Annotated in this window: 12 protein-coding genes; 4 read left to right on the top strand and 8 right to left on the bottom strand. The window is 74.3% G+C overall.

Translation table 11 applies throughout. The features are described from left to right. Positions 1–72: 72 nt before the first annotated feature. On the top strand, positions 73–966 hold the full coding sequence (locus AB0J72_RS36815) for a LysR family transcriptional regulator (RefSeq protein WP_363407252.1): 894 nt from the start codon (positions 73–75) through the stop codon (positions 964–966). A 46-nt stretch (positions 967–1012) separates the two neighbouring features. On the opposite strand, the gene AB0J72_RS36810 is transcribed toward AB0J72_RS36815, so the two are convergent. The 3 genes from AB0J72_RS36810 to AB0J72_RS36800 all read right to left on the bottom strand — a co-directional run bounded on the left by AB0J72_RS36810 (position 1013) and on the right by AB0J72_RS36800 (position 2739). Then, on the bottom strand, positions 1013–1795 hold the full coding sequence (locus tag AB0J72_RS36810) for a phosphotransferase (RefSeq protein WP_363407249.1): 783 nt from the start codon (positions 1793–1795) through the stop codon (positions 1013–1015). Then, complete coding sequence (locus AB0J72_RS36805; RefSeq protein ID WP_363407246.1) at positions 1792–2289, bottom strand: tyrosine protein phosphatase; 498 nt, start codon at positions 2287–2289, stop codon at positions 1792–1794. The genes AB0J72_RS36810 and AB0J72_RS36805 overlap by 4 nt, the downstream gene beginning before the upstream one ends. Before the next feature lie 66 nt (positions 2290–2355). Then, positions 2356–2739 (bottom strand): VOC family protein, encoded by a 384-nt coding sequence (locus AB0J72_RS36800; RefSeq protein ID WP_363407243.1) that lies wholly within the window; start codon positions 2737–2739, stop codon positions 2356–2358. A 90-nt stretch (positions 2740–2829) separates the two neighbouring features. Here AB0J72_RS36800 and AB0J72_RS36795 point away from each other — a divergent pair, with 90 nt between their 5' ends. After that, the gene (locus tag AB0J72_RS36795; RefSeq protein ID WP_363407240.1) at positions 2830–3801 is read left to right on the top strand and encodes a WYL domain-containing protein; all 972 of its coding nucleotides are present in this window, start codon (positions 2830–2832) and stop codon (positions 3799–3801) included. Positions 3802–4751: 950 nt separating this feature from the next. Here AB0J72_RS36795 and AB0J72_RS36790 read toward each other — a convergent pair. After that, positions 4752–5345: a hypothetical protein gene (locus AB0J72_RS36790; RefSeq protein WP_363407237.1), complete on the bottom strand. Its 594-nt coding sequence runs from the start codon at positions 5343–5345 to the stop codon at positions 4752–4754. A 225-nt stretch (positions 5346–5570) separates the two neighbouring features. Here AB0J72_RS36790 and AB0J72_RS36785 point away from each other — a divergent pair, with 225 nt between their 5' ends. Beyond that, on the top strand, positions 5571–6740 hold the full coding sequence (locus AB0J72_RS36785; RefSeq protein WP_363407234.1) for a histidine kinase: 1170 nt from the start codon (positions 5571–5573) through the stop codon (positions 6738–6740). Next, positions 6728–7558 carry a response regulator transcription factor gene (locus tag AB0J72_RS36780; protein ID WP_363407231.1) on the top strand — a complete coding sequence of 277 codons (831 nt, stop codon included), beginning with the start codon at positions 6728–6730 and terminating at the stop codon, positions 7556–7558. Before AB0J72_RS36785 ends, AB0J72_RS36780 begins: the two co-directional genes overlap by 13 nt. Positions 7559–7865: 307 nt before the next feature. On the opposite strand, the gene AB0J72_RS36775 is transcribed toward AB0J72_RS36780, so the two are convergent. The 4 genes from AB0J72_RS36775 to AB0J72_RS36760 form a co-directional block, all read right to left on the bottom strand. Continuing rightward, positions 7866–10901: a CHAT domain-containing protein gene (locus AB0J72_RS36775; RefSeq protein WP_363407228.1), complete on the bottom strand. Its 3036-nt coding sequence runs from the start codon at positions 10899–10901 to the stop codon at positions 7866–7868. A gap of 248 nt (positions 10902–11149) precedes the next feature. After that, positions 11150–11593, bottom strand: coding sequence for a hypothetical protein (locus AB0J72_RS36770; RefSeq protein WP_344499450.1), 444 nt, complete (start codon positions 11591–11593; stop codon positions 11150–11152). Then, positions 11581–12183, bottom strand: a complete 603-nt coding sequence (locus tag AB0J72_RS36765) for a sigma-70 family RNA polymerase sigma factor (RefSeq protein ID WP_363407224.1) — start codon at positions 12181–12183, stop codon at positions 11581–11583. The genes AB0J72_RS36770 and AB0J72_RS36765 overlap by 13 nt, the downstream gene beginning before the upstream one ends. Next, the coding region (locus AB0J72_RS36760; protein ID WP_363407221.1) for a S8/S53 family peptidase at positions 12180–13026 on the bottom strand (847 nt) is incomplete at its 5' end. The genes AB0J72_RS36765 and AB0J72_RS36760, both read right to left, overlap by 4 nt.

Genomic DNA, 13026 nt, shown 5'->3' with positions numbered 1-13026 from the left:
TAGTAGGGTATTGACGCGCAAGACCCCGGGTGGAAGGCGTTGCCGATCCCCCCATCCACGTTTGGAGTGCGTATGCGGATCGAGCAGCTCACGTACCTGGCCGCGGTGACCCGGCACGGCTCCCTGCGCCGTGCCGGCGAGGAGCTGCACGTGTCGCAGCCGGCGCTGAGCGAGGCGGTCCGCAAGCTCGAACAGGAGCTGGGCGTGCGGCTGCTGGACCGGCGCCGCTCGGGCGCCCGGATCAGCGCCGCGGGTCAGGAGCTGCTGCAGCCGATCGTCGACGTCCTGGAGGCCGTGGACCGGCTCAAGGCCGCCGCCGGCAACCAGCGGACCAGCCGGCGGCTGCTGCGCATCGGCACCGTCAACGCCGGCACCGCCGCCCTCGTCCTGCCGGCCGTGCGCGCCTTCCAGGCCGCCGACAGCGCCGCCGTGGTCGAGGTCCGCAACCTCCAGCAGGACGAGATCCACGTGTCACTCGCCGAGGGCACCCTCGACCTGGGCCTCGTCAACCTCCTCGACGGCGACGACGTGCCACCCGACCTCGAGGCGACCCCGCTGCTCACCGGCCGGCCCGCCGCCGTCCTGCCCGCCGGCCACCCGCTCACCGCCGGCGCCGAGGTCACCGTCGACGACCTGCGCGCCGAGCGCTTCGTCGCCATGCGCGCGGGCTACCTCATGCACCGCTTCGCCCACCGCCTCTTCGGCGCCGACCTGCCGAGCCGCTGGCACTCCACCGACGGCGCGGAGATGGGCAAGATGATGGTCGCCGAGGGCATCGGCCTCACCGTCCTGCCCGACTACAGCGTGCACGGCGACCCGCTCGAACGCGCCGGCCTCATCGTCACCAGGCCCCTGCGCGGCGACACCACGGTCGTCACCATGGCCGCCCTGCACCGCCGCCAGCCCCGGATTCCGCCGGCCATCGTCGAGATCCTGTCCCACCTGCGCGCCCGTGCCCGCACCTGACGCCTTTCAGGTGGCCGCCCGTTCTTTCAGGTGGCCGCCCGTTCTTTCAGGTGGCCGCCCGCAGCCGCTCGCGCCAGGCCGCGGTGTGCTGGTCGAGGGTGGCGAGCCGCTGGTGCCGCACCGGCCCGGGCTCCAGCGCCCGATGCATGCGGATCTCGCGGGACAGCAGCAGGCCCAGGTTGACGGTGAACGGCGGCGTCAGGCCGCGGTCGCGCACCTCGGCGTCGATGGCGGCGGCCAGGGTGGGCGCGGCGGCGGCGCCGACCGTGTACAGCACGGCCAGGTCGTAGCCGGGCAGGAAGCGGCCGCTGAGCTCCCAGTCCACCAGGGCCGCGGAACCCTCGTGCACCAGGATGTTGGTGGGGATCGGGTCGCCGTGCGCGAACACCGCCTCGCCCGCCTGCTCGACGAGTGGGCGGAGGCGGTCCCGCGTGTCCCGGTCGAACTCCCGCTCGATCCGTCGCAGGCACTCCCCCGCCGGGTCCTGTGGGTCGAGGTCCGGCGGTGGGGTCCGCTCGCCCACCTGCCGGAGGGTCGTGAGCACCGCCCGTACCGTCGCCGCATCGAGATCCCGGTCGAGATGGCGCTCCTCGTGCAGGCGGGCGCCGGGCAGCGCCCTGAGCACCATCACCCGGTCGTCGGCCCACAGCACCTCCGGCTCCCCGAACCACCGGCAGGCGGCCAGCTCACGCCGCCGCCGCTCCACCCAGAACGCGTCGTCCGTCGTGATCGTCTTCACGACCACCGGCACCCCTCGGTAGCTGCCGGCGGTCACCAGCGACTTGCCCGTGCGGTGCAGCACCCGGCCGACGGTCAGCCCGGCCGTCACCGCGTCCCGTCCACCACTAGCAGCGCGTCCGGCCAGGTCCGCTGGTCAGGGGTGTCGGGGACGGGCACGCCGCGCGCGTCCTCCAGGCGCTGCCAGGCGAGTGCGGGCGGGACGCCGTTGAGGGCCAGGATGCCGGCGGCGAGCATGGCCGAGCGCCCGATCCCGAACCGGCAGTGCGTCACCACGTGCCCGCCCGCGCGGACCAGGCCGGCGAGGCGCCGCAGCTCGGGCAGGACCGCCTCGGGCGCCGGCACGCCGCGGTCCGGGATAGGGACGGCCACGAACTCCAGGCCCGCGTCGCCGGCCGCCCGGGGCTCGCCGGCGAGGTCGACCTCGGCCAGTTCCTCGGCGGTCAGCGCGCACACCAGCACACTGACGCCGGCCCCGCGCAGGGCGGCCATCTCGTCCGCGAGCCAGTCCCCGCCGCGCGGTTTCGCCATGGTACTGACGCTGTCCGGCCCGGGCAGGTCGACGGTGAACAGGTTCGGGCGCATGCGGCTCCGTTTGCTCTGCGGCCCGCCGGCACGGGTGGTCCGTGCCGGCGGACCCGTGGATGTGGGTCAGGCCACGTCGAGGACCCAGGTGACGCCGAAGCGGTCCTTGAGCATGCCGTACAGCGGCGACCAACCGGACGGCGCGAGGTCCTGGACGATCGTCGCGCCGCTGGACAGCGCCTTCCAGTAGGCGGTGATCTCGTCGGCATCGGTGCCGCGGACCGAGACGAAGACGGGCTTGTCGCCGGCGTCGTACGACAGCGCGGCGGGCACGTCGTAGGCCATGACGTGGAAGCCGTTGTCCGCCCGGACCTGCCCCCACATGACGTGCTCCACGTCGTCGGCGTGGGGGACGAGGACGATCTCGCCGCCGAAGGCGGACTGGTAGAACTCCAGCGCCTGCCTGGCGTCGCCGCGGAAGTTCAGGTGCGTGGTCGTGATGATGCTCATCGTAGCTCCTCGTGTTTGTTTCGCTGTGGACCCGAGGCTGCCAGCGGTAGGTGCCAGGTTGTGGCACCTTTGCCGGGCAAGATGGATCTCATGCCGAAGACGTCCGCCCGCCTGCTCGCCCTGCTGTCGCTGCTGCAGACGCGGCGGGACTGGCCGGGGCTGCTGCTCGCCGAGCGGCTCGAGGTCAGCCTGCGGACGGTGCGCCGGGACGTGGACCGCCTGCGGGAGCTCGGCTACCCGATCGTGGCGCTCAAGGGCCCCGACGGCGGTTACCGGCTCGGCGCCGGCACCGAGCTGCCGCCGCTGCTGTTCGACGACGAGCAGGCCGTCGCGTTGAGCATCGCGCTGCAGGTGGCCGCGACCACCCCCGGCAACGGCACCGCCGAGGCCGCCGCGCGGGCGCTGCACACCGTCAGGCAGGTCATGCCCGCGCGACTACGCCACCGGATCGACGCCCTGCACGTCACCGCCGTCGCCCGTCCGACCTCTTCCGCCGCCTCTTCTTCGTCCGCTTCGGCTCCGGCCCCGGCTTCGGCTTCTGTTGGCGGCGACGCACTCATGGCACTCAGCGCCGCCGCACACGCACGGGAGGTCCTACGCTTCGACTACGCCGACCGCGGCACACGCCGAGTCGAACCTCACCACGTCGTAACCTGGGACGGCCGCTGGTACCTGGTCGGCTGGGACCTCGACAGGAATGACTGGCGCATCTTCCGCGCCGACCGAATCACCCTGCGCACCCCGAACGGCCCACGATTCACGCCACGCACCCTCCCCGGCGGCGACGTCGCCGCATTCGTCACCGGCACCTTCCACCGCAACACCTGCCGCGGCGTGGTGATCCTGGACCTGCCAGCCGCAACGGTCGCCCAGTACACCCGCGACGGCGTCGTCGAAGAACTCAGCCCCGACCAGTGCCGCCTGACCCTCGAGTCCTGGTCCTGGATGTCCCTCGCCGCCTCCGTAGCCAGATTCGACGCCGACCTCCAGGTCATCGACCCCCCAGAACTACGCGCCGCCTGCACCCGCCTGGCCCACCGCTTCCTGAACGTGACCCCCTAACCCCCGCTCCACACCGCACCGCTCCACACCGCACCGCATCGCACCGCTCCACACAGCTCCACACCGCACCGCACCGCACCGCATCGGCATCGGCATCGGCATCGGCATCGGCATCGGCATCGGCATCGGCATCGGCATCGGCATCGACTACCTCACGTCCAACCGGAGCCCAACACCCCACCCACACCGGCAACCGAACCACGCTCACCGCCGTGGTCAACCCAGCACACCCTGCACCGAACCCGACCCCACCCACACCAGAACCGCGACAGCCTGAACCACCCCACCCCCGACCAGAGCCCAACCACCCACACCGCCCCAGCACACCCCGCACCGGACCCAGCCCACCCACGCCAGACCGCAACAGCCCGAACTCCCCCGCACCAGACCTGGAAGGCAAGACCACCCCTCACCCGACCAGAGCCCAACCACCCACACACCCCAGCACACCCCGCACCAGACCAGCCCCACCCACTCCAGACCGCGACAGCCTGAACTCCCCCGGGCGCCAGACCTGGAAGGCAAGACCACCCCTCACCCGACCAGAACCCAACCACCCACACCGCCCCAGCACACCCCGCACCAGCCCGCCCATGCCGAGCTCCGATGGCCTGACCGACTCCACGCCCGACCAGAGCCCAAACATCCCATCCGCACCGACCCAACGCACCCGCGCCGGACCCGCCCCACCCATGCCGGACCCGCCCCACCCATGCCGGGCTACGGCTGGCCCAGCCGCTCGTCCAGGCCGACCCTGCGCACCGCGCCGGACCGGCCCAGGCGCTGGCCGCACGCCGCATCATCCGGATGCGGCCCCTGTCTCCGGACAACCAAGACGCACCCCCGAACGCCCCTCGGATCTCGCCTCGCCCCCTCCTTCTGGTACAGGCGCTTCTGGTACAGGCGCTAACCGTTGCTCGGCGGGCCAGCACGCCCCGGTTCCACGACTCTCAGGCCGCGCCGGTCGCGCTCAAACCGTCGCTGGCCCCTCCTGGGCGGCGGCGACCGGCGTGCCTCACCGCGCCGAAGACGTTGAGCGCCACACCCCAGATCAGCAGGACGGTCAGCCACTGCAGCCAGGCCTGCGTGCTCATCTGGCCGGATAAGAGGTGCCGCGCCGTCTCGTACGGTGTGAGCCAACGCCACTCGGCGACGGGAGCCAACGCGAGCCACACCGCGAACGGCAGGAACGTGGCGGGGAACGCCGCCCAGGGCGAGCGCAGCAGCAGCTCCATGCCGGTGCCGACCAGCTGGGCGAGCACCTGCACCAGCACGCCGCCGGCCGCGATGGTCGCCGCGTGTTCCCACGCGCCTGCCGACGCTTTGAACGCCAGACCCGTCGCGCAGAACAGCACGCCGAGCGCGCCGACGCCGGCCGCCACCAGGACGGCGGCCAGCAGCGTCGAAGTCAGGCCGGCGCGGATGTCTGCGCGGTGCAGGTCATGGACGAGCAGGATGCCGAGCAACGGCACGGTGACCGACATCAGACTCTGCGCCGGGTCGCTGATCCCGGCGAAGGTGCGGTCGGGCACACCGAATGCCACCGCCGCGCCCACCAGCAGGGTGGCCGCGACCAGCCAGCGTCGGCGCCTCGTTCCTGTGCATCGCCGGACCGCGGTGAGTGTGTGCTGCCACATCGGGTCGCCTCCGTTTCGATCTGAGGCCAACTCTGACGCGGGCGGCGCGGCGGCGCATCGGCCAAACTATGGGAACCGATACCCGACTTTGGTAGGTGCCGCCGCGGCGGGTGTCGCTCGTAGGCTGCGTGCATGTCGGCGCTGCTGTTCGCACTGCTCGTCCCCGGGCCCGGGGACGAGATGTCGACGCGCCGGCGTGATCGGCTGGCCGACGCGATCGCGATCGGGCTGGCCACGGTGTATGGGGCGCTGATGGTGCCGCTCGGCGACGCGACGAAGCCCGGGGCGGCCATCCCGTGGCAGGTGGACGTGGGCATCGGCGTGCTGTGCGTCCTCACGTTGGTCGCGCGGCGGCGACATCCGCGCGCGGTGGCGCTGGCGCTGCTGCCGTTCGGGGCGGTGTCGGTCATGGCGACCGGGGCGATCACCGTGGCCCTGTTCACGGTCGCGGTCCGGCATCGGGCGGCGGTCGTGCTGTGGCTCGGCGCGGCCAACGTGGCCACCGCCGCCGTGTACTTCCTGCTGCAGGACGACCCGCCGTTCCCCCTGTGGGTCGACCTGCTGATGCGGTCCGTGGTCACGGCCGCGGCCGTCGGGTGGGGGCTGTTCGTGCGGGCGTACCGGCGGCTGACCCAGTCGCTGCGGGACCATGCGGCGCGTCTCGAGGCCGAGCAGCACCTGCGGGTCGAGCAGGCGCGACTGACCGAGCGCACGCGGATCGCCCGGGAGATGCACGACGTCCTCGCCCACCGGCTGTCGCTGATCAGCCTGCACGCGGGGGCGCTCGAGGTGCGCACCGACGCGCGGCCGGAGGAGACCGCGCTCGCCGCCGGCGCGATCCGGGGCAGCGCGCACGAGGCACTGCAGGAGCTGCGCACGGTCTTCGGGATCCTGCGGGACCGGCCCGAGCCGCCGCAGCCCGGCCTCGGCGACCTGCCCGACCTCGTCGACACGGCCCGCGCTTCGGGCATGACGGTCGGCTTCATTTCGACGGTACCGGCGGACGGCCCGGCCATGATGCTCGGGCGGACCGTGTACCGGTTCGTGCAGGAGGGCCTGACGAACGCCCGCAAGCACGCCCCGGGCAGCGAGGTGCAGGTGCGCCTCGACGGCGCCGCCGGCGCGGAGCTGCGGGTCACGGTCACCAACGCCCTGGCCCAGGCACACCGTTCGCCGATTCCGGGCTCGGGCCTGGGCCTCGTCGGCCTGCGCGAGCGCGTCGCTCTCGCGGGCGGCCGGGTCGAGCACGGCACCGACCGCGACACGTTCCGCCTCCAGGCCTGGCTCCCATGGCCGCCGTGACCCCGCCTCGGCCAAGCGGAGCCGGACAGCCGAGCGGGGGCGACCGACCGAGCGGCACCGGACAGCCAGACGGACCCGGCCAGCCAAGCGTGGCCGAGCAACCAGGCAGAGCCGAGCAGCCGGGCGGGGTGGAGCGGGTGGGCGGGGTGGAGCGGCCGATTCGGTTGGCGATCGTGGACGATGATCCGCTCGTGCGGGCTGGGTTGCGCATCCTGATGGGTGGGTCGCCCGACATCGAGGTGGTGGCGGAGGCGGGAGACGGGGCGGAGGCCGTCAACGTTGCCGGGGCGCACTGGCCTGACGTGATGCTCATGGACATCCGCATGCCGCGCGTTGACGGGCTGGTCGCGACGCAGCGGATTCGGGGGCGGGTGGGGGCGCCGCAGGTGGTGGTGTTGACGACGTTCGACGCGGATGAGTATGTGCTCGAGGCGCTGCGGGGCGGGGCGAGTGGGTTTCTGCTGAAGGACACGCCGCCGCGGGAGATCATCGAGGCGGTGCGGACCGTTGCCGGCGGCGGTGCGATCCTCTCCCCCACGGTCATCCGGCGGCTCATCGACCATGTCGCAGACCCGCATGCCGGGCCGCGGCGGGACAGGGCACGGGCGCGGCTCGCGGGGCTGACCGAGCGGGAGCGGGAGGTCGCGGCCGCGCTCGGGCGGGGGCTGACCAACGCGGAGATCGGCGCCGAGCTCGGTATGAGCGTGCCGACCGCCAAGGGGCACGTGTCGCGGCTGCTGTCGAAGCTGGAGCTGAACAACCGCGTGCAGGTGGCGTTGCTTGTCCATGACGCCGAGAACCTGCCGTTCGGCCCGTGATGCGACCCGCAGCCGGTGCTGGCGTTGATGGACAGTGGATCTGGTTGAGCGCGTCGGTCTGGGTGGCGTTGATGGCACGAGCCTCGATGGTTTCGCGTGCCGGCGTCTCCTGCTGGACGGGCAACAGCTGGCCGCGGTGCTGCGTCGACGCCGCCGAGGTTCTGGACCTGATCCGCCGGCCGGTCGCCCGCAGCACGGAGCCGATCCGCCGGCCGGTCGCCCGCGGCAGGGAGCCGATCCGCCGACTGGTCGCTCGCGGCGGGGACCTGATTCGTTGGTGCCGGGGAACGGCGGGTCGGGGTGCGGGTCAGGCGGCGCCGAGGCAGACGAACGGGCCGGGGTGGTCCTTGGTGGCGGCGGCGAGGGCGGTCGCGGCGTCGGCGCCGGCGTGGATGTGGCGGTGGAACGCCGTCATCGTGGCCATGGCCGTTTCGTCGCCGACACGGCTGGTGCTGGCGACGACCGTGGCGGTGCCGGTGGCGAGGAGGGCGGCGGCCATGCCGAGGGTCTCGTCGCCCGGGCGGACCTCGGACTGGCCGAGGTCGCAGGCGGACAGGACGACCATCGTCGGGGGTTTGGTCAGGCGTTGGAGGTCGTAGCCCATGAGCGGGCCGCCGGCGAGGTCGAGGGCGGAGAAGAGTGGGTTGTCGGGTTCGTGGTGGCCGTGAGCGGCGATGTGGGCGATGCCGGCGCCGTCCATGGCGGACAGTGCGGCGGCGGGGGTGGCGGCCGCGCCGGTGAGGACGGTCGCGGCGCGGTCCAGGGCGGCGATCGCGTGGATCTCAGCCTCGGCGCGGTCGTTTCCGGGCCCCGCGAGCAGCACCGTGGCCGAGGTGACGGCCGAGCCGGTCAGCACCGCCGCCGCATGGGCAGCGGCCGAGGCGGCCGGCACCGCCGCGGTCTGGTCCAGGGCGGCGGTCGCGTGCGGCGGTCCCGAAGCGCGGTCGTTGCCAGGCTCCGCAAACAGCGCCGAGCCGGTCACCGGCGGCGCGGTCCGGTCCGGTGCGGCGATCGCATGGCTCTCCGCCGAGATGCGGTCGTTGCCAGGCATCGCGGCCGAGATGACGGCCGAGCCAGCCAGCACCGCCGTGGCATGCGCAGCTGCCGAGCCAGTCAGCGCCGCAACGGCAGGGGCAGCGGCCGAGCCGGTCAGCACCGCCGCGGCAGGGGCAGCGGCCGAGCCAGTCAGCGCCGCAGCGGCAGGGGCAGCGGCCGAGCCGGTCAGCGCCCCAGCGGCATGGTCGGCGGCCGAGACGGTCTGTGCCGCAGCGGCACGAGCAGCGGGCGAGCCGGTCGGCGCCGTCGCGGCGCGGTGCAGGGCGGCGATCGCACGGCGCTCTGCTGCGGCGCGGTCGTTGCCAGGCCCCGCGAGCGGCACCGCGGAAGTAGCCGAGCGGCGCAGGCGGGAGCGGGCGGCGAGCCATGTCGTGGCGGACAGGGTGACGGTGACGGGACGGCCAGTGCAGCCGGGCAACAGCCCCCACGGGACGGTTACCAGGGCGCCGGTCGGCACGACCACGAGGGCGCGGTCGGTGATGCGGTCGAGGACGGGGGTGAGCAGGATGCCGGCCAGGGTGGCGGCGTCGCCGGCGGTGGCGGTTGCCAGGGCGGCGGCCATCCTCGGTGGCAGGGAGCGGCCCGCGGCGGCGTCGAGGTCGGCGCGCAGGCGCAGCAATGATTCAGCGGCCGCGGCGTAGGAGCCGAGCGGGACGACGGTGGCGTGGCCGTCCACAATGGTCAGTGCTAGCAGGCGCGGGCCGTCGCGGAGGTACATGACCATCGCGGTGCGGCCCAGGGCGGCGCAGACGGCGGTGAACGACGCGGGCCGGGTGGCCGTGCCGGGGCCGGAGACGGTCCAGGACTGTTCGCGGATCGTGCGCAGCAGGGCCGTCTCCCGGTGCCGCAGGTCGGACAGCGTGCGGCCGGGACGGTCCCGGGTGGTGGGGCGGACACTACCGTCCAGCTCCGCCTGGCGGAGGACGGCGCGGACCTGGCGCAGTTCCTCCAGGGCGGAGGCCGCGGCCGGGTCGGTGGGCGGGCGGACCGGTGGCAGGAGCATCGCCTGGGCGCGGGCGAGCTCGGACCAGCGGTAGATGTCGCGTGGCGTGCCGTCGCGGACCGCCGCCGCCAGGCCCGCGGCGGCCAGGTCGCGGCCGTGTGCGGAGGCGCCCGTCTGCAGGTCGAGGCAGCCGAACCGGGCGCGGTGCCGCTGCAGCTCCCGCAGTCCGGCTTCCCGGTGCCGGGCGGCGGCGGGCGCGTCGAGCAGTTCGCTGCGGGTGAGGTGCCACAGCAGCCGCGTGTCGAGGCGGCTGGATCGTGGTGGCGGCGGTGGGAGGGTACCTGAGGACCTGGCCGCGACGAGGCGGGCGACGGTCGCGTCCTCCCGCAGGCCCAGGTCGTCCAATGTGGACGCGAGCGCGGCCGCGCGGCCGGTGAGGGCGGGACGGCCCGCGGCCTGCTCGGCGCGCAGGACCAGCAGCAGCGACAGCGCGGCCCAGCGGTGGTTGTCGCGGCGCAGGAACGCAGCTCTCGCGACGGTCGCCAGGTCGCGGGCGGCGGAAGGGTCGCCGCGCAGGAGGGCGGCCTCGGCGCGGGCGAGCTGCGCCTCCGCGTAGTCCTGGCCGGTCCGCCGCCGGCGGAACTGCGCGACGGCCCAGACCAGCTCCTGCTCGGCGTCGCGGAAGAGCCCGGCGGCCGTGAGGGCCCGCGCCCTGTCCAGCGCGAGGATCGGCAGCATGCCGGGTTTGCTCAGCTGGTACCGCGGAGCCACCTCCCGGTACACGGCGAGCGCGGCGGGGATGTTGCCGTTGAGGTAATCGAGGTAGCCGAGGCTGTGCCTGGCCATCGGGATGATGCGGTCGAAGCCGGCCCGCTCGGCGACGCGGACGGCGCGCTGGAAGTCGTTGCGGGCCGCCCGCATCCGGGCGAGTCCCATGTGGACGTTGCCGCGGTTGTACAGGGCGCGGGCGAGCGCCTCCGGTTCGCTGCCGGACCGCAGGGCGGCGACGGCAGCGTCGAACTGCCGCAGCGCCTCCTCGTCGCGGCCGAGGCGGCTGAGGACGACGCCGCGCTGGCCGTAGACGGCGCCGCGGCCGTCCAGGGGTAGCAGCTCCTCCGCCTCGTCGAGCAGGCGCAGGCCGGCGTCGACGCGGCCCTGGTCGACCTCCGCGTAGCCGAGCGTCGCCAGCAGCCGCGCCCGGACGGTCGCGGCGCCGGCCTGGTCCGCCGCGGGGAGCCGGTCGAGCAGGCGCAGGCCCTCCCGCAGCAGCTTGGCGCCCTGGACGGGACGCATGTCGGCGGTGACCCGCTGCCCCCGGTCGTGCAGCGCCGCGGCCCGCTCCACGACGACAGCGAGCCCCCCACGGCCACGCGCCACCGGCAAAGCAGCCGGGCGCCCAGACGGCGAAGCGGCCGGCACAGCAGCCAGCGAAGCGGCCGGCACAGCAGCAACCGAAGCAGCCGGCACAGCAGCAACCGAAGCAGCCGACACAGCAGCAACCGAAGCAGCCGACACAGCAGCAACCGAAGCAGCCGACACAGCAGCAACCGAAGCAGCCGGCGGCGCGGCGGGCGGCGGCGCGTCTGCCGTGCTCACAGGGCCAGCGCGGGGGTCACGACGGTCGGGCCGGACGGCGGTTGGACGACCAGCTGCGCCAGGCCGCGCGGGACGTTGTCGAAGACGAACCGGCCGTCGGCCCCCGCGTGGACGGCGCTGTCGGGGTGGGCGGCGACGCGCAGCTCGACGCGCAGCGGGCCGGGCGGGGCCAGCCAGCCGTCGAGCCGGACCCGGCCGTCGGCCCGCTCGACGACGGAGATCATCACGGTGAGGCTGGCGGAGTCGAACGTGATGGTGCGGCTGTGCTCGCTGGCCCGGGCGCCGGAGCCGGTCAGGACCTCGCGCTCCAGCCAGGCCATCTCCGTGTCGACGGCGTCGACCTCGAGGGCGAACATGACACGGTCGTCGAGCCCGGCCGGTGGCGGGTCGGTGCGGTCGAGGGCGCCGGCGAGCAGGCGCAGGAGGGTCAGTTCGTCCATGTCGGGTCCCAGGCGGCGTCGGCGAGGAGGAGGTCGCGCAGCTTGTTCAGGCAGCGGCCGCGGGTCGGGCCGATCGAGCCGCGCGGCATCAGCAGCGCCTCGCCGACCTCGGTGTAGTCGGGGCGGTGGACGGTGGCGACGATGCGCAGCAGCCGCCGGCAGCGCTCCGGCAGCTCCGCGAAGTGCCGCAGCAGGATCCGGTCCCGCTGGTCCGTGAGGACCTGTTCGACCGGCCCGGGTGCCGGGTCCTCCAGCTCGACGAGCGCGTCGGGGTCGCCGGCGGGCTTGCCGTGCAGGCGCTGGCGGGCCCGCCACGCGCCGTGCCGGGTCGTGGAGACGAGCCAGCCGGTCAGCGACTGCGGTGAGCGGATGCCGTCCAGGTGCCGCAGCAACGCCAGCCACGTCGCCTGCACCACGTCCTCGGCGTCGTCGGGCGGCAGGCCGGCGGCCCTCGCCACGTGCCACAGCGTCGGGTTCAGCTCGACGACGACCTCCCTGAGCGCCTCCCGGTCGCCGCCGCGGGCGCGTTCCAGGCAGCCGGCGAGTCGCGTGTACCGGTCTGCCTGCGCCTCCTCCACGTGGGTGTTCACAAGGCGGCCAGCTCGCCGGCGTGCAGCGCGCAGGCGAAGGACGTGCCGCTCCACCGGGCCCAGCCGCGGAACGCGTCGGGGTCGACGCCGATGCCCGCCGAGCCGCGGACCGGTGGCTGCTCGTCGCCATCCCACACCGGCATCAGGCTGATCAGCGCCGAGCCCGGCCGGCGGACCTGCACCCATTCGCCATGGTTGCTGTAGTACGCGTCGCTGCCGTCCGGGTTGAGCGCGCCGACGGTGACCACCGGGACGTCCGGCGTGCCGGCGACCGAGAGCGCCGTGAACGCGCCCGGGAAGGTCGGCATCGGCGAGCCGTCGTTGCCCGCGGGCACCACGACCGGCACGCCGGCCCCGCCGAGCGCGCCGAGCACCGCCCGCAGCCAGCCGAGCACGAGGGCGTCGTCGGGCAGGTTGGCGGTGACGGTGATGGGGCAGCACACGACGTCGACGAACGTGGGGTCGGCGGCCCGCTGCTCGTGCAGCCAGCCGAACGCGTTGATGAGCTGGTCGATGTGGGTCGTGCCGTCGTCGTCGACCACGGGGACGGACAGGATCCGCGCGTCCGGGGCGACCTGGCGGATCAGCCCGGCGGAGAACGTGCCGTGCCCGAAGCACTTCGGCATGCTGCGGAAGGACGCGGTCTCCGGCGGCCGGAGCCGGGCCGGGCCGCGCCGCCATCCGTACTGGCCGGCGTCGGCCCAGACACCGTCCGGGCCGGGGTCCGGGTCGCCGAGCCACGGCGCCGGCCGGCCGGGCGCGTGCGGGTCCAGCGCGGTGTCCAGCAGCGCGACCACGGGCCGCCGGCCCGCCGCCCGCTGTCGGCGCTGCCGGGCGGCCGGC

This window comes from Dactylosporangium sp. NPDC049742, from assembly GCF_040674675.1.
GTDB classification, from domain to species: Bacteria; Actinomycetota; Actinomycetes; order Mycobacteriales; family Micromonosporaceae; genus Dactylosporangium; species Dactylosporangium maewongense.
The sequence above is the reverse complement of the archived record's forward strand: the minus strand, read 5'-3'. Positions and strand labels throughout refer to the sequence as shown.

Excerpts from the sequence above, each read along its gene's own strand:
- AB0J72_RS36815 (WP_363407252.1), top strand. The coding sequence starts at position 73 with ATGCGGATCGAGCAGCTCACGTACCTGGCCGCGGTGACCCGGCACGGC.
- AB0J72_RS36795 (WP_363407240.1), top strand. The coding sequence starts at position 2,830 with ATGCCGAAGACGTCCGCCCGCCTGCTCGCCCTGCTGTCGCTGCTGCAG.
- AB0J72_RS36785 (WP_363407234.1), top strand. The coding sequence starts at position 5,571 with ATGTCGGCGCTGCTGTTCGCACTGCTCGTCCCCGGGCCCGGGGACGAG.
- AB0J72_RS36770 (WP_344499450.1), bottom strand. The coding sequence starts at position 11,593 with ATGGACGAACTGACCCTCCTGCGCCTGCTCGCCGGCGCCCTCGACCGC.
- AB0J72_RS36800 (WP_363407243.1), bottom strand. The coding sequence starts at position 2,739 with ATGAGCATCATCACGACCACGCACCTGAACTTCCGCGGCGACGCCAGG.
- AB0J72_RS36805 (WP_363407246.1), bottom strand. The coding sequence starts at position 2,289 with ATGCGCCCGAACCTGTTCACCGTCGACCTGCCCGGGCCGGACAGCGTC.
- AB0J72_RS36780 (WP_363407231.1), top strand. The coding sequence starts at position 6,728 with ATGGCCGCCGTGACCCCGCCTCGGCCAAGCGGAGCCGGACAGCCGAGC.